Genomic DNA, 15,851 nt, shown 5'->3' with positions numbered 1-15,851 from the left:
CAAATATGAAACGCATCAAAGGCCTGCGCTGGTGGATTATTGCCCTCGTCTGTTTTGGCACCATCCTGAACTACATCTCACGCAATTCGCTGGGCGTGCTGGCAGATACTCTAAAGCATGACCTGGGGTTCAGCACCAAGGAATATTCGTATGTGGTGGCGGCTTTCCAGGTGGCCTATACCATCATGCAACCAGTGTGCGGCTATATCATCGATTTCCTCGGGTTGAAGGTTGGCTTTGCCTTGTTCGCCGCGGCCTGGTCGGTGGTGGGCATGCTGCATGGCTTCGCCACCGGCTGGATCTCGCTGGCGTTCTTCCGCGGCCTGCTCGGCCTGACCGAAGCGGCGGCGATACCGGCAGGCATCAAGGCGGTGTCGGAATGGTTTCCCAAACAGGAACGTTCGGTGGCCGTCGGCTATTTCAACGCCGGCACTTCCATGGGCGCTGTGATCGCGCCGGTGCTGGTGGCCTGGCTGCTGTACAAGCACAGCTGGCAAGCCGCCTTCATCGTGACCGGAGCAATGGGCTTCATCTTTGCCGGCCTGTGGTTCTTCTTCTACCGTGCCCCTAAGGACCACCCGAGCTTGTCCGATACGGAACGCGCCTACATTCTCTCCGGTCAGGAAAGCATCGCCGAAAGCCAGTCGCACGCCAAGCCATCCGTCAAAACAATCGTCGGCACGCGCCGCTTCTGGGGCATCGCCATCACCCGTTTCCTGGCCGAGCCGGCCTGGCAAACCTTCAATTTCTGGATTCCGCTGTACTTCATTTCGGTGCGCGGGATGAACCTGAAAGAGTTCGCCATCTTCGGCTGGATGCCTTTCTTCGCCGCCGACATGGGCGGCATCCTGGGCGGCTACCTTTCGCCGTTCCTGATGAAGCATTTCAAGTTCAAGCTGGTCAATTCGCGCATCGCCGGCATCGCCACCGGCGCGCTGCTGATGACCAGCGTCGGCTTCGTCGGCTATGTTGAGAGTCCCTATACAGCGATCGCCCTGTTCTGCATCGGCGGCTTCGCTCATCAGATGATTTCCGGCCTGGTCAACACCATGACCACCGACGTCTTCAACACCAGAGAGGTCGGCACCGCCAACGGCCTGACCGGCATGATCAGCTGGATCGGCGGCCTCTCTTTTTCATTGCTGATCGGGCAGCTCGCCGAATCGATCGGCTATACCCCGCTGTTTGCGGCCCTGGGCATGTTCGACGTGGTGGGCGTCACCATCCTGTTCCTGCTGTATCGCGGCTACCAGGACAACAGCGCCGCAGCGTCCAGAACCTGAACCAAGCACCTTGGAGATTTGCATGTCGGTTAACCATATTCCTGAATTCCATCTGGCAGAAAAGAATGGCGCGGCGCTGATGCTGAAAAGCGCCGACGGCCATGTGGCCCATATCTTCGTGCTGGAGCAAGACATCATCCGCGTCATGGTGCTGCCGGATGCGCAGATGCATTTTCCGCGCAGCTGGGCGATTGCGCCCGGCGCCCAGCAGCTGCCGCTGGAGGGACGCGAGCGTCTTTCGCTGGCAGGCTTTTCCCTGCCCGACTACACCCTCAGGAACCTTGACGGCGCCTTGCAGATACAAACCGAAAAGATCCGCCTGACGGTGCAGCTGAAAGGCCTCTCCTGCAGCTGGGAAACCCGTCCCGCCGGCGAATGGAAAGAGCTGGCGCGGGACCGCGGTACGCAAGCCGTCAATTTCGGCTACTGGGACGACAAGGTCTATCATTACCTGAAGCGCGATGCCCAGGACGAGATGTACTTCGGCCTCGGCGAGCGCTGCGGCGACACCAACCGCCATGGCCGCAGCTATTCACTGAAAACCATCGACGCCATGGGCTACAACGCCAGCAGCACCGACGCCCTGTACAAGCACATTCCCTTCTACATCACCTGGAGCAAGCGCCAGCAAGCCGCCTTCGGCCTGTTCTACGACACCCTGTCAGAAGGCAAACTCGACATGGGCTGCGAGCTGGACAACTATCACGGCCACTACCGCTACTTCGTCGCCGACCATGGCGACCTGGATTACTACTTCATCGCCGGCGACAGCATGGAACAGGTAGTGCGGCGCTATACCTGGATGACCGGCAAGCCGGCGTTTACGCCGAAATGGGGGCTCGGCTATTCCGGTTCCACCATGACGTATACCGACGAGCCGAACGCACAGGAAAAGATGAATGAATTCCTGGCCGGCTGCGAACAGCACGACATGCTGTGCGATTCATTTCATCTGTCGTCCGGCTACACCTCGATAGCCAACAAACGCTACGTCTTCAACTGGAACCGCGACAAATTTCCCGATCCCAAAGCCTTTGCCGAACATTATCTGGAACACGGCGTGCGCCTGTGCGCCAACATCAAGCCTTGTTTGCTGCAGGATCATCCGCGCTTCAGCGAAGCCGAGAGCCTGGGCCTGTTCATCAGGAACCAGGACGGCAAGCCGGAAATGGTGCAGTTCTGGGGCGAAGTCGGCGCCTACCTGGATTTCACCAATCCAGACACCATCGACTGGTGGAAACGGGCCGTGACCACATCCCTGCTGGAATACGGCATCACCAGTACCTGGAACGACAACAATGAATTCCAGGTCTTGAATCCGCAAGCCACCGCCAACGGCTTCGGCCAGCGTTTCAAGGCGGTCGAAGCCAAGGGCTTGCAAACGCTGCTGATGATGGCTGCATCGCAGCAAGCGCAGACTGAATTCACGCCGCACAAGCGGCCCTACTTGGTGTCGCGCTCGGGCGCCGCCGGCATGCAGCGCTATGTGCAGACCTGGTCGGGCGACAACTACACCTCGTGGCAGACGCTCAAGTACAACATCAAGATGGGATTGGGCCTGGCCATGTCCGGCATCTCCAACACCGGCCATGACGTCGGCGGCTTCAGCGGTCCGGCGCCGAGTCCGGAACTGCTGTTGCGCTGGGTCCAGTTCGGCATTTTCATGCCGCGCTTTTCTATCCATTCCTGGAACGACGACAAGACCGTCAACGAAGCCTGGATGTATCCAGAAATCACCGGCGCGATCCGTAACCTGCTCAAGCTGCGCGCTTGCCTGACGCCGCATTTCTACGATCTGCTGTGGCGCTACCACCAGCACTACGAACCAATGATCAAGCCGACTTTCCTGGCTTTTCCTGACGATCCGAAATGCTTTGCAGAGAACGACGACATGCTGATCGGTTCCAGCCTGTTGCTGGCGGCGGTGGTCGAGCCAGGCCAGAACAGCCGCAGCGTCTATCTTCCCGCCGGCGCCGGCTGGTACGACTTCTGGAGCGGCGCCCATCATCAGGGCGGACAAGAAATCGTCTTGCCTGCGGTGGGCGAACAGCCGCCGCTGCTGGCGCGCGCCGGCAGCGCCATCGCCATCAACGTCGCCGAGCAGCACTTCAACCGGCCCGCGTACCAGCAAGGCTTCATGGTCTTTCCACATCAGCAGGACGGCGCTTTCGAAACAGAATTCTTTGACGATGACGGCGACAGCAATGCCTACCTCGACGGCAAAAGCAGCCTGTGGAAAATCCGTGTGCAAAGCAGTGTGGAGACGCTGGACATCGATCTTGAATGCACAGGAATCCAGCCGGCATCCGAGCTGCTTACCCTGCTGCTGCCCCAGCATGAAACGCGTCAGGTAGTACTGAGCGCCGCCGCCATCCTGGGCGACGCCATCGTCAATCAACGGCGTGAGATCCAGTTGAAAATCAAGCTGCAATCCGATCCCAAGCTATCCATCAAGCAGAAGATCGTCAGCATTCTCAAACGATTCAATAAATAAAACCCAAGAGGGAGACATGAAAAACACAACACTAAAATTATTTCTTGCAACTACATCGCTCACCGGCGCTGCTTACACCCAGGCGCAAACCAGCGTTACGATCTACGGTACGGCCGACGCCGCGATCGTGCATTCCAGCAATCAGCGCGGCAATTCAAACACCTATATGAACAGCGGCAATTTGAATGCCAGCAAGCTGGGCTTCAGCGGCAGCGAAGACCTGGGTAGCGGCAGCAAAGCGATATTCACGCTTGAGCAAGGCTTCAGCATTAACAACGGCGTCCAGAGCGATGCCAGCAAAGCCTTCAACCGCCAGGCTTTTGTCGGCCTGAGCGATGCCCGTTACGGCACCTTCACCCTCGGCCGCCAATACACGCCGTATTGGCGCTACGTCGGCGGACTCGGACCGACGGGAGTGCTGACCGGCGCCACCGGCGCCCATCCAGGCGATCTCGACGGTCTCGACACCACTATCCGGATCAGCAACTCCCTGGTGTATGCATCACCTGTGATTGCCGGCTTCCAGGCCGGCGCCTTGTACGGCTTTGGCGAAAACGCCGGCGCCATCAGCGCTGGCAATTCTTTCAGCACGGCGCTACGCTATGACTACAACGCCCTGAGCGTAGCGCTCGGTTATCTGAAACTGAACAACAACAATCTCAAGGGCTTCGCGCAGTGGGATCCGAACGTCACCTCAGGCAGTTACGCCCAGTCGCCGGTGAACGCAGGCTATGCTTCGGCCAGGTCGGTACAGATGATTGCCGCGGCGGCACGCTATAACGTTTCGGACAGTCTGATGCTGGGCTTGAATTTTTCCAATGTGCAAATGGCGCCGGGAGCGGCTTCGCTGTTCACCCATCAAGCTACTTTCAATACCGGAGGCCTGATTTCCACCTATAAGCTGACAACCGCGATCACCCTGGCGGCCGGCTACAGCTATACGCGCGAATCGGCAGCAAACGGCATCAGTGATCCGGCGCATTACCAGCAGTTTTCGTTTGAGCAGACTTATGATTTTTCCAAGCGGACGGCGCTTTATTTTCTGGAAGCCTATCAGAAGGCCAGCGGCCAAACCCTGGGAGCGAATGGAGTGACGCCGGTCAATGCAGTCGCGGTAGTCGGCGATTCACAGAACGGCTCGCCGTCTTCCAACGGCAAGCAATTCGTCGCCGTGGTCGGGATCCGTCATCAATTCTAATCGATGACGGATTGCTGGATCAGGCCACCGGTCAGGACGACAGCGCCTGATCCAGCAGTTCTATCCAATGCCTGACGGGAGTCTCGGTGCCTGACTGCAGATGCGTCAGGCAGCCGATATTGGCCGAAACGATCATGTCCGGCCGGCTTGCCTGCAAATTCTCCAGCTTGTTGTCGCGCAAGCGGTATGACAGTTCCGGCTGCAGCACCGAGTAAGTACCGGCCGAGCCGCAGCACAAATGGCTGTCGGCGCACAGCTGCACATCGACGCCGACGCCGCGCAGCAAGCCTTCCACCTTGCCGCGGATCTGCTGGCCATGCTGCAGGGTGCAGGGCGGGTGATAGACCACGCGCTGAGGAAATTTTCCACTCAACTTTTGCTGCAGCTCGATTTCAAATTCAGGTAGGATTTCACACAAATCCTTGGTCAAGGCCGATATGGCTTTTGCCTTGACGGCATACTGGGGATCCGCCGCCAGCAGGTGGCCATACTCCTTGACCGTCACGCCGCAGCCGGAGGCGGTCATGACGATCGCTTCCACGCCCTGGCCATTGCTGCCGATCACATACGGCCACCAGGCATCGATATTGCGCCGCATGTCTTCCAGGCCGCCGCTCTGGTCGTTGAGGTGGTAGCGGATGGCGCCGCAGCAGCCCGCTTTCGGCGCCACCAGCAGCTGCACTTCCAACGCATCCAGCACCCGCGCCGTGGCGCTGTTGATGTTGGGTGACATGGCCGGCTGCACGCAGCCGTCCAGCAGCAGCATCTTGCGCGCATGCTGGCGCTGCGGCCTGGCACCGGCATCCTGCCTGGCGGGAACCTTGTTCTTCAGCTTGCGCGGCAGCAGCGGCCGCAGCAATTGTCCCGCGGCCATGGCCGGTTTGAACAGCCATTTCCGCGGCAGGAATTCTTTCAGCACCGTGCGCGTCAGTTTCTCGCCAAATGGACGGCCGACCTGGCGCTCCACCACTTTACGGCCGATATCCAGCAAGCGTCCATATTCCACGCCGGATGGACAAGTCGATTCGCAATTGCGGCAGGTCAGGCAGCGGTCCAGATGCAACTGCGTCTTGACGCTGGCCGGCTTCCCTTCCAGCACCTGCTTGATCAGGTAGATGCGGCCGCGCGGTCCATCCAGCTCGTCGCCCAGCAACTGGTAGGTGGGGCAAGTAGCAGTGCAAAATCCGCAATGCACGCAGGCGCGCAAAATGGCGTCGGCTTCCTTGCCGTCGCGCGTGTTCTTGATGAAATCGGCTAGATTGGTTTGCATGGTTGCGTGTTTCTTGTGCTAGAAATCCGGATACATACGGCCGCGATTGAAAATTCCCGCAGGATCAAAACCGGCCTTCAAATTACGATGGATTTGCGCGACGGCTGGCGCCAGCGGCTGGAACACGCCGACGCTCTTATCGCCACCACGGAACAAGGTGGCGTGACCGCCGGCGGCACTCGCGGCTGCTCGGATAGCGGCGGCATCCGACGCCGAATTTTCATCGGCCAGCAGCCAGCGCTGCGCCCCGCCCCATTCGACCAGGGTTTCTCCTGCCAGCCCCAGCGGCTCCGCAATCGAGGGCAGAGACAAGCGCCACAACGCCTTGCCGGCAGCAACGCCGGCAAAGAAGGGATGCGTTTGTTCGCGCAGCGCCTGCCAGAATTGTTCGGCATACGATACGGCTTCGCCACCCAGCTTGTGTTCCGCCGCAAGTACCGCTGCCTCCGCCCCGGCCAGCCTTATCGTCAGCATGCCATCGTGCCAGCAACTGCCGGAAAGCGGCAATGGCAGGCCGCCCCATTGGTTCAAGCTGCGGATCGCCTCAGCCTGGTTCATCGCAAAACGCCGGCTGCTGACGGCAACCGGACGCGGCAGCACTTTAACCGACGCCTCCAGTATCAAGCCCAGCGTACCAAGCGAGCCCGCCAGCAAACGCGACACATCGTAACCCGCCACATTCTTCATGACCTGGCCGCCAAAGTGCAGAACCTCACCCTTGCCATCCATTAGCACCGTACCCAGCACGAAGTCGCGCAAGGCGCCGACCGCTTGCCGCGACGGTCCCGACAGGCCGCTGGCGACCATCCCGCCCAGGGTAGCGCCGCTGCCGAAATGAGGCGGTTCGAAGGCAAGCATTTGCTGATGCCGCGCCAACAGCGCTTCGATCTCCGCCAATGGCGTGCCGCAGCGGGCGGTGATCACCAGTTCGGTCGGCTCGTAGTCGATCACGCCGCTGTAACCGCGCGCATCCAGCAGTTCGCCCTGTACCTCTTGCCCATACCAGTGCTTGCTGCCGCCGCCGCGAATTTCCAACGCACCGCGCTGTACCGCAGCGCCGAGGATCTGCGTCCTTGCCTGCTCTTTGAAATCTTGTGGGTCCATATCTTGGCTCAAAACCGGGGTAGATCGGGAAACTTCATGACGCCGCGCTGTATATGCATTTTTCCGTATTCGGCGCAACGCTGCAGAGTCGGAATCGCCTTGTCCGGATTCAACAGGAAGGCCGTATCGAAGGCGCGCTTGACGCTGAAGAAGGCCTCGCGCTCCAGCGGCGAAAATTGTACACACATCGAATTGATTTTTTCGATGCCGACGCCATGCTCGCCGGTGATGGTGCCGCCGACCGCTACGCACAACTCCAGGATTTCAGCGCCGAACTCTTCGGCGCGATGGAATTCACCGGGAACATTGGCGTCGAACAGGATCAGCGGATGCAGATTGCCGTCGCCGGCATGAAACACATTGGCGCAGCGCAAGCCGTACTTGCTTTCCATTTGCGCTATGCCGAGCAGCACCTGCGCCAGGTTCTTGCGCGGAATGGTGCCGTCCATGCAGTAGTAATCGGGTGAAATGCGGCCAGCTGCCGGGAAGGCATTCTTGCGCCCCGACCAGAAGCGCAGGCGCTCGGCTTCCGACGTCGAGACTTCGATGCGGGTGGCGCCGCTGGCGCTCAGGACCGCGCTCATGCGTTCGATTTCCTCCTCCACCTCTTCGGTAGTGCCGTCCGATTCGCACAGCAGGATGGCGGCGGCATCGGTGTCGTAGCCGGCTTTGACAAAGGGTTCCACCATGCGCGAACTGGTGCGGTCCATCATTTCCAGCCCGGCCGGAATGATGCCGGCGGCGATCACGTTGGCGACCGCATTGCCGCTGGTGACGACGTCGTCGAAAGAAGCCATGATGACGCGCGCAGCCTGCGGCTTCGGGATCAGCTTGACCGTCACTTCGGTCACCACGCCGAGCATGCCTTCCGAGCCGATGAACACCGCCAGCAGATCGAGACCGGGCGCATCCAGCGCGCCGCCGCCCAGTTCGACGATCTCGCCGTCGATGGTCACCATCCGCACCCGCAATACGTTATGCACCGTCAGGCCGTATTTAAGGCAATGGACGCCGCCGGAATTTTCGGCAACGTTGCCGCCTATGGTGCAGGCGATCTGCGAAGAGGGATCCGGTGCGTAATACAAGTTGTGCGGCGCCGCCGCCTCGGAAATCGCCAGGTTGCGCACGCCAGGCTGCACCACCGCCGTCCGCGCATAGGGATCGAGCTTGATGATACGGGTGAATTTGGCGGTGGACAGCACCACGCCGTCGGCGATAGGCAAGGCGCCGCCGGACAAGCCGGTACCGGCGCCGCGCGGCACGATAGGGACTTTCAGGTCGCGGCAGGTCTTGAGTATGGCCATCACCTGCGCCTCGCTTTCCGGCAAGGCCACCACCATCGGACTCTGGCGGTAAGCCGCCAAGCCGTCGCATTCGTAGGGGCGGGTATCTTCGTCGTTGTACAACAAGGCATGCGCCGGCAGCAATGCGCGCAGCGCCGCCACCACTTGCTGCTGGCGGGCTGGATTAAAGGTCGATTCAGCGGCGCCTGTGGCTGACGCCGAGGCTGGCACTGGGTCTGAAAACGTCATGCTGGCTTCCCGGCTCTGGTTTGATGATTGAAAAGTCTCTCAGCGAGTATAAGGCCAATGCGAGGCCATTGCGAACCCTGCAAAATGCTTTCCTGCCAATTCCGCCTGAAAAGCTTGCAAGCCAGCGGTGAAATGTTTTCAGGTCGGGCCTGCGCTCTCAGATGCTGCTGAAGGTAGTCTTCATCCAGTCGATGAAGGTAGTCACTTCCGGCCGCTCCTGCGGCTTTTGCTGGTACACCAGGTAATAGGCGTGCGGCGGCGAGGTCAGGCTGATGTCGAACAGCTGCACCAGCTTGCCCTGCTCGATCAGTTCGCGCGCGAAATGCTTGCGGGTCAGGCCGACGCCGTGGCCGTGCCGCACCAGCTCCAGCAGCAAACCCAGGTCGTCGGCGCGCAAACCCGAGGAAGGCTCCGGCCAGTCGAGGCCGGCCGCCTGGAACCAGGGTTGCCACGGTTCCAGCGCCGAACGCAGCAGGCTCGCCTTGCGCAGGTCGGCCGGCTTGTCTAGCGGGCCGATTTTCTTCAGGTATTCCGGGCTGGCGACGGCAAAGGTAGGCTCCTCGAATAGCTTCTCGGTAGTGGTGTTGGGATACTTGCCGGCGCCGAAACGGACTTCCAGGTCGCTCTCGGTCAGGCTAAGGTCGTACAGCGGCACCGACAGGAATATTTCCACCACGATCTCAGGATGGCGGCTGACAAAATCCTGCAGATGCGGGATCAGCAATTGCCGCGCAAACGTCGGCGGCGCGGTGATCTTGACGCGCGGCTGCACTTGGGCGTGGCGCTGCGGCAGCGGAAATTCGGTCAAGGTACGCAAGGCGCTGCGCACCACTTCCAGATAGCGGTGGCCGAATTCCGACAAGGCCACCGTACGCCCTTCGCGCGAAAACAGGCGCTCGCCGACAAAATCCTCCAGCAGGCGGATCCGGTGCGACAACGCCGACGGCGTGATGCAAAGTTCTTCCGCCGCGACTGCAAACGAATGATGACGCGCCGCGGCTTCAAAGGCGGACAAGGCGTGCACCGGCGGCAGGCGATTGACCAAAGGGGCTTTATTCGACATGGCTGACCTGCTTGCTGACTTATTAAGAATTTTATTAAACACGACAAAGCCGTAACTCGGTTTTTGGTCGCGCTTAACACACGCAGCTAACTGGGGTCAGAGTGAACTTTCTGCGCGTTTTTTGCAGAAACTTCACTCTGACCCCACTTAGCGGGCTACGGAGTACATGCTTCGCCGCTGAAAAAAACCATGTAGCACGCTCTGTCTTTCTCCGAATCCGTCATGTGGGGTCAGAGTCGAGTTTCGCGAAAAAGCGCCGCGAAAGTCGACTCTGACCCCAGATGACTCCCTGACCCCAGATGACTCTGCCCATGAATAGTTGCGCGACTTACCACAGGATGATCTTGCCGGGATTCATGATGTTCTTGGGATCGAAAGCATGCTTGAGTGCGCGCATGGTGGCGATCGCTTCGACGCCATGTTCTTCGATCAGGAAATCCATCTTGTGCAGGCCAACCCCATGCTCGCCGGTACAAGTGCCGTCCATGGCGATGGCGCGGCTGACCATGCGCGCATTGACGCCTTCGGCGCGCGCGATGTCGGCGACATTGCCGGGATCAACCAGCATCTGCGTATGGAAATTACCGTCGCCGACATGGCCGATGATCGAATACACCAGGCCGTTCGCTTCGCAGTCGGCCTTGGTATCGAGTATGCATTCCGCCAGGCGCGAAATCGGCACGCAGCAATCGGTAGATATCGCCCGGCTGCCCGGGCGCAGCTGCAGCAAGGCGAAATAAGCGTTGTGGCGCGCGGCCCACAGGCGCGAACGGTCTTCCGGCCGCGTCGCCCACTCAAAACCGGTGGCGTGATGGTCGGCTGCCAGCTCCTGCACGATTTCCGCCTGTTCCTTGACGCCGTTCTCGCTGCCATGGAATTCAAACAGCAGCAGCGGCTGCTCAGGCAGCGCCAGTTTCGAATGCGCATTGATGGCGCGCACGCCGTTTTCATCCAGCAGCTCGACCCGCGCGATCGGCACGCCCAGCTGTATGGTCTGGATCACGGCATTGACGGCGTCGGCGATATTTTCAAACGAGCATACCGCGGCGGAAATCGCTTCCGGCTGCGGATAGAGCTTGACCGTGATTTCGGTGATGACGCCGAGCGTACCTTCGCTGCCGACAAAGATCCGCGTCAGGTCGTAGCCGGCCGCCGATTTCCTGGCGCGGGTGCCGGTCTTGATGATGCGGCCGTCGGCCGTCACCACGGTCAGCGCCAGCGTGTTCTCGCGCATGCTGCCGTAACGCACCGCGTTGGTGCCGGAAGCGCGGGTGGCGGCCATGCCGCCGATCGAGGCGTCGGCGCCGGGGTCGATCGGAAAGAACAGGCCGCTATCCTTGATTTCGTGGTTCAGCTGCTTGCGGGTGACGCCGGCCTGCACCGTCGCCGTCAGGTCCTCGGCGTGGATCGCCAGCAAGCGGTTCATGCGCGACAGATCGACCGAAATCCCACCTTTCAGCGCCAGCACATGGCCCTCCAGCGAGGTGCCGCTGCCGAAAGGGATCACCGGCGCCTGGTGTTCATTGCACAGTTTGACCAGCGCCGCGACTTCTTCAGTGCTTTCGGCGAAGACGACGGCATCCGGCAGCATCGGATCGTAAGAGGATTCATCGCGGCCATGCTGTTCGCGCATCGCCTGGGTGGTCGAGAAACGCTCGCCAAACAAGGTTTTGAGAGACGCCAGCAGGGTTTCCGGCAGCGCCTTCTTCAAAGCCGCGAGATCGGTGATGTGATTCATGGGCAGGTCTCCTTTTTCATGAATTTTACTCGGCAGCAACGCGCCCTATTTTGCGCAAACCCTGCAAATTATTAAATCCAAATCCATGTAAGGAATGACAATGTTATTCGACAAACAACTATCATCAATAGATCGACCCGGAATGATGGAGAAAATATATTCCGCATCGTACGTCACCTATTGGCCATACGCAAAATTGTATGACAAGCAAACACCGTTGCAACGGTTTGCATTCAACAGTTTTACATCCCAACATCAATCTGACAAGAAGCTGGAACACATGACTCTATACTTTATTCGCCATGGTGAATCTATTGCAAATGAACAGAATTATTTTGCAGGCACACTGAATTCCCCGCTAACCCGCTTGGGTCGTCGGCAAGCACAGCAGGCAGCACAACATATTCGCAGGCTCAATCTGGTCTTCGATGAGGTGCACGTATCGACACTGGAGCGTGCACAAGCGACATCGCGCATCATTCTTGAGGCCGAGACTGCATACCGGCCAAAAGTCGTACATACCGATGCGCTTATTGAGCGAAATTTTGGCATTTTCTCTGGCGAGAATAAGACCATGATCAAAAAATCGATTGGGTACACGCTATACGATTACTTCTTTCACGATATCAAAGGCACCCCGCCACAAGGGGAAAGCTGGATGGAAATGTATGCGCGATGCAAGACATATTACGATGAAGTACTCGCTCCGCTTGACCAGCAAGGTAAGCAGGTTCTTGTGGTTGCTCACAAATACATCGTGGAAGTGTTTGCTTTACTGGCATCCGGCTTATCACCAGACAAGTACATCGACTTCAAGCTGCCTAATTCCCGACCACTGTCGTGGGATGAGTTAAAGCGTCTCACGACAAATAGTTCATCGACATTGAATTACGTGGGAGAGCATATTGAAATTTACTTGCCACAGTGGACGCTAGGAGCCGCATTCGCGGGGGGGATTCTTTCGCTGATTGGCGTCTCGCTGCCATCGACGTGGAGTGGCGTCATGATTGCGCTCCTACTTGCCGTCAATTCACTTTTCCTCGCATTGCGAATCGATGTCGGTTCATTACGTTCACGATTTGGTCCGCAATCGATAGCACTAGTTGCATTGAGCTTCTTTCGCTTAGTCTCCGGCGGAATTCTATTGACCCGTTTTCATAGTGAATGGCTACATCTGATCGGGTTATTACTCATTGTTCCTCCTGCACTATCGGTACCAACGTTCTCTCTTGCCCGAGGTGGTGATTATTTTTTTGCAGCGCGTAACACCATCGTATTATCGATTCTGTCCCCCGTAGCATTGTTGATCGCCACGGTTATCGATCCTGAAGTAATCAGCAATGTCGAAGGCTTGCATCGTTTCTATATGATTTTGCTGGTTGCATTAGCCATACCCGCACTACTTGCCCAGACATGGCGTTACATACGGCCAATTGCTGCGGGAAGCGTCAGCACCAATTATGGCTGGATAGGTTCACTCATGATGATTCCATTAGCTCTCCTGACCGCCATGCGGGTGAATGGATCCACGATGATCGACGCGTTACGATCGGACACCTTGCGCGCATCAATGTGGCTGCTGCTACCACTTGCCGTGCTTATCGCAGTACGCATAGTCAGCGAGCTATATGTGCGATTGCAGTCGTTGATCGTTAAAAAAACCATTCATGCATCTATGGCTAGCGATTTATATTTGCTGCAAACCTCCCCTAACATTTTCTTGTGGCTGAGCCTGTTGATGCCAAGCACGGTGCACCATGCCCCCATGCTGATCACTGGCACATTACTGGGCTTCTTTGCCTTCATGTTCTTCGAAGAAGCCATTCTGGTAGGACGCTTTCGTTTTCGTATCAAATCATTGATCGAAACAGCAGGTCTGACTGTCGCAAAAGCGTAAACGAGTTCTAACAAACATCATCCCGTATTTCATCGAGAAAAACCATGCAACACAACGTAGTCAATGCCCCCAATATACCTACTAGAAATGATGTGATGTCTTCCACTACTTCTGTGTCATTGCGTTACGACTTATTTACTCGCAGCCTTCACTGGGTAATCGCCGCTTTTATTATTTACACGATGATCGAAGGATATGCGCTCAATATCATCAGTAATGAAAAATATCACCATTTTTTTTCATCTCTGAATATGTCCATTGCTACAGTGATAGCGCCATTGATGGTGATTCGCTATCTTTGGAAATTTTTTAGACCGGAGCTAGCTTATCCCGAAAATTTCCCACAAATCCAAAAATCGATAGCGCATTTATGCCATGAAATTTTTTACTTAGCGATTTTCATGTTGCTCGCAACGGGTTTTTTGATGCTTGAACATGGCTATTTTTTGTTTGGAATTATTCCTGTTGCAAGACCACTAAACGATCCCGATGCCAATCGTTTATTCTTTCATGCACATCGTTTCTTGAGCGCTTTCGTGGGAATAATGCTAATTTTTCATATTCTTGCGCTGCTCAAACATCACGTCATAAACAAACGGGATATTTTGCGGAGGATGCTGTAAGTAGTTTGCACAGACGGTCCGGCATAGCGCATGCGCAATTTCCAATGCTCCGACATCCTCCGCTGCTTGCGCGTCGGTCAGAACCGATCCGTACAAGCCGTTCGGATCGTCGTTTTGCGATCTGACAGAGCCAGGAGAAAGAAGTGGATTGAATTATCCGTTACCATCAGCGAATCATTTAACTTAGAGAACTGACATGGGCAACCGACTTTCCAAGATCGCCACGCGTACCGGCGACAAAGGCAGCACCGGCCTCGGCGACGGCAGCCGGGTCGATAAGGACAGTCTGCGCATCCAGGCCATCGGCGACGTCGACGAACTGAACTCGCAGCTCGGCTTGTTGCTATGCGATCAATTGGATCCGGCGCTGCGCGAGGCCTTGCTGTCAATACAGCACGACCTGTTCGACCTGGGCGGCGAACTGTGCATTCCCGGCTACACGCTGGTCAACGATAGCCAGGTAGCGCGGCTTGACGCTCTGCTGGAAAAATACAATGCCGACCTGCCGCCCTTGAAAGATTTCATCCTGCCCGGCGGCAGCCACGCCGCCGCACTGGCGCACGTGTGCCGCACGGTTTGCCGCCGCGCCGAACGCAGCATAGTCAGCCTGGGCAAGAGCGAGACAGTCAGCGAGCCGGTGCGACAGTATGTGAACCGCCTGTCGGATCTGCTGTTCGTGCTGTCGCGGGTGCTGAACCGCATGGGTGGCGGCAGCGATGTGCTGTGGCAGAAGGACCGAGTGCGGGACACATGAAAAAAGGGCGCGGCGTTTTCGGCGCCACGCCCTTTTAGCGGTAAAGCTGCAATCTTACTGGCTGCGCTTGTCGTGCTCGATCAAGGCATACGCCGAGTGGTTGTGGATGGATTCGAAGTTTTCCGCTTCCAGCACATAGGCCAGCACACGCGGCTCCTGGTTCAGGGCCACCGCCACATCGCGCACCAGGTCTTCGACAAATTTCGGATTCTCGTAGGCGCGCTCGGTCACGTATTTTTCATCCGGACGCTTGAGCAGGCCGAACAGTTCGCAGGAAGCCTGGGCTTCGATGCGGGCGATTAACTCATCCACCTGTATCTCGCCGTCCAGCACCGCATTGACGGTGATGTGCGAGCGCTGGTTATGCGCGCCGTAGGCTGAAATCTGCTTCGAGCATGGGCACAGGCTGGTCACCGGCACCATGACTTTCAGGGTGATTTCCAGTTCGCCGCGGTTGATCTCGCCGGTCAGGCCGACCTCATAATCCATCAGGCTCTGGACGCCGGAAACCGGCGCGGTCTTGTTGATGAAATAGGGGAAGCTCAGTTCGATGCGGCCGCGCTCGGCGTCCAGCAGGGTCACCATCTTGCGCATCAGCGCGCCGAAGGAAGCCACGTCCAGCGGTCCGTCCAGGCCTTCCAGCAAGGCGATGAAACGCGACATGTGGGTGCCCTTCTGCTGTTCCGGCAGATGCACATACATATTCCAGCTGCCGACCGTGGCTTGCGCCGTCGCCGCGGTACGCACGGTGAGCGGATAGCGCACGCCTTTGACGCCGACGCGCTGGATCGCCAGGCGGCGGGTGTCGACGCTGCTTTGCACGTCTGGAATAGTCAGGTTGTTGTCACGGGTATTCATAGCTGCTTACCTTTGAATGAACGAATGAACGTAGGGC

12 protein-coding genes are annotated in these 15,851 nt (G+C 57.9%); 6 read left to right on the top strand and 6 right to left on the bottom strand.

Annotation, left to right across the window (positions count from 1 at the left end):
• The first annotated feature begins 5 nt into the window (after positions 1-5).
• Genes BCF11_RS15125 through BCF11_RS15115 form a run of 3 tightly spaced genes read left to right on the top strand, consistent with a single transcriptional unit; the run spans position 6 to position 4,975 of the window.
• A complete protein-coding gene (locus tag BCF11_RS15125; RefSeq protein ID WP_098495457.1) occupies positions 6-1,283 on the top strand; it encodes an MFS transporter in 1,278 nt (425 codons plus the stop codon).
• Positions 1,284-1,305: 22 nt separating this feature from the next.
• A complete protein-coding gene (locus tag BCF11_RS15120; RefSeq protein ID WP_098495456.1) occupies positions 1,306-3,777 on the top strand; it encodes a TIM-barrel domain-containing protein in 2,472 nt (823 codons plus the stop codon).
• A 16-nt stretch (positions 3,778-3,793) separates the two neighbouring features.
• Positions 3,794-4,975, top strand: a complete 1,182-nt coding sequence (locus BCF11_RS15115; RefSeq protein ID WP_098495455.1) for a porin — start codon at positions 3,794-3,796, stop codon at positions 4,973-4,975.
• Positions 4,976-5,006: 31 nt separating this feature from the next.
• On the opposite strand, the gene glcF is transcribed toward BCF11_RS15115, so the two are convergent.
• From glcF to BCF11_RS15090, 5 genes are all read right to left on the bottom strand, one after another.
• On the bottom strand, positions 5,007-6,245 hold the full coding sequence (glcF, locus tag BCF11_RS15110; protein ID WP_098495454.1) for a glycolate oxidase subunit GlcF: 1,239 nt from the start codon (positions 6,243-6,245) through the stop codon (positions 5,007-5,009).
• Positions 6,246-6,263: 18 nt separating this feature from the next.
• Positions 6,264-7,349: a glycolate oxidase subunit GlcE gene (gene glcE / locus BCF11_RS15105; RefSeq protein WP_098495453.1), complete on the bottom strand. Its 1,086-nt coding sequence runs from the start codon at positions 7,347-7,349 to the stop codon at positions 6,264-6,266.
• A gap of 8 nt (positions 7,350-7,357) precedes the next feature.
• On the bottom strand, positions 7,358-8,881 hold the full coding sequence (locus BCF11_RS15100; protein WP_098495452.1) for an FAD-linked oxidase C-terminal domain-containing protein: 1,524 nt from the start codon (positions 8,879-8,881) through the stop codon (positions 7,358-7,360).
• 157 nt (positions 8,882-9,038) lie between these two features.
• Entirely contained in the window at positions 9,039-9,926 is an 888-nt protein-coding gene (locus BCF11_RS15095; RefSeq protein ID WP_098497519.1) for a LysR substrate-binding domain-containing protein, read from the bottom strand.
• A gap of 346 nt (positions 9,927-10,272) precedes the next feature.
• A complete protein-coding gene (locus BCF11_RS15090) occupies positions 10,273-11,682 on the bottom strand; it encodes an FAD-binding oxidoreductase (RefSeq protein WP_098495451.1) in 1,410 nt (469 codons plus the stop codon).
• Between the two features lie 100 nt (positions 11,683-11,782).
• On the opposite strand from BCF11_RS15090, the gene BCF11_RS28165 reads away from it, so the two are divergent.
• The 3 genes from BCF11_RS28165 (at position 11,783) to BCF11_RS15070 (ending at position 14,956) form a co-directional block, all read left to right on the top strand.
• Entirely contained in the window at positions 11,783-13,579 is a 1,797-nt protein-coding gene (locus tag BCF11_RS28165) for a histidine phosphatase family protein (protein WP_199110875.1), read from the top strand.
• 44 nt (positions 13,580-13,623) lie between these two features.
• Complete coding sequence (locus tag BCF11_RS15075; protein ID WP_199110873.1) at positions 13,624-14,202, top strand: cytochrome b; 579 nt, start codon at positions 13,624-13,626, stop codon at positions 14,200-14,202.
• 196 nt (positions 14,203-14,398) lie between these two features.
• Positions 14,399-14,956: a cob(I)yrinic acid a,c-diamide adenosyltransferase gene (locus BCF11_RS15070; protein ID WP_098495448.1), complete on the top strand. Its 558-nt coding sequence runs from the start codon at positions 14,399-14,401 to the stop codon at positions 14,954-14,956.
• Positions 14,957-15,010: 54 nt separating this feature from the next.
• Here BCF11_RS15070 and folE2 read toward each other — a convergent pair whose 3' ends face one another.
• On the bottom strand, positions 15,011-15,814 hold the full coding sequence (folE2, locus tag BCF11_RS15065) for a GTP cyclohydrolase FolE2 (RefSeq protein WP_098495447.1): 804 nt from the start codon (positions 15,812-15,814) through the stop codon (positions 15,011-15,013).
• Between the last annotated feature and the right edge of the window lie 37 nt (positions 15,815-15,851).

The organism is Collimonas sp. PA-H2, from assembly GCF_002564105.1.
Taxonomy (GTDB): Bacteria; Pseudomonadota; Gammaproteobacteria; order Burkholderiales; family Burkholderiaceae_D; genus Collimonas.
The sequence above is the reverse complement of the archived record's forward strand: the minus strand, read 5'-3'. Positions and strand labels throughout refer to the sequence as shown.

Bases quoted from the DNA above. Each gene is read 5' to 3' on its own strand.
- folE2 (WP_098495447.1), bottom strand. From the start codon at position 15,814: ATGAATACCCGTGACAACAACCTGACTATTCCAGACGTGCAAAGCAGC.
- BCF11_RS15075 (WP_199110873.1), top strand. From the start codon at position 13,624: ATGCAACACAACGTAGTCAATGCCCCCAATATACCTACTAGAAATGAT.
- BCF11_RS15115 (WP_098495455.1), top strand. From the start codon at position 3,794: ATGAAAAACACAACACTAAAATTATTTCTTGCAACTACATCGCTCACC.
- BCF11_RS15120 (WP_098495456.1), top strand. From the start codon at position 1,306: ATGTCGGTTAACCATATTCCTGAATTCCATCTGGCAGAAAAGAATGGC.
- BCF11_RS28165 (WP_199110875.1), top strand. From the start codon at position 11,783: ATGTTATTCGACAAACAACTATCATCAATAGATCGACCCGGAATGATG.
- glcE (WP_098495453.1), bottom strand. From the start codon at position 7,349: ATGGACCCACAAGATTTCAAAGAGCAGGCAAGGACGCAGATCCTCGGC.
- BCF11_RS15125 (WP_098495457.1), top strand. From the start codon at position 6: ATGAAACGCATCAAAGGCCTGCGCTGGTGGATTATTGCCCTCGTCTGT.
- glcF (WP_098495454.1), bottom strand. From the start codon at position 6,245: ATGCAAACCAATCTAGCCGATTTCATCAAGAACACGCGCGACGGCAAG.
- BCF11_RS15100 (WP_098495452.1), bottom strand. From the start codon at position 8,881: ATGACGTTTTCAGACCCAGTGCCAGCCTCGGCGTCAGCCACAGGCGCC.
- BCF11_RS15070 (WP_098495448.1), top strand. From the start codon at position 14,399: ATGGGCAACCGACTTTCCAAGATCGCCACGCGTACCGGCGACAAAGGC.
- BCF11_RS15090 (WP_098495451.1), bottom strand. From the start codon at position 11,682: ATGAATCACATCACCGATCTCGCGGCTTTGAAGAAGGCGCTGCCGGAA.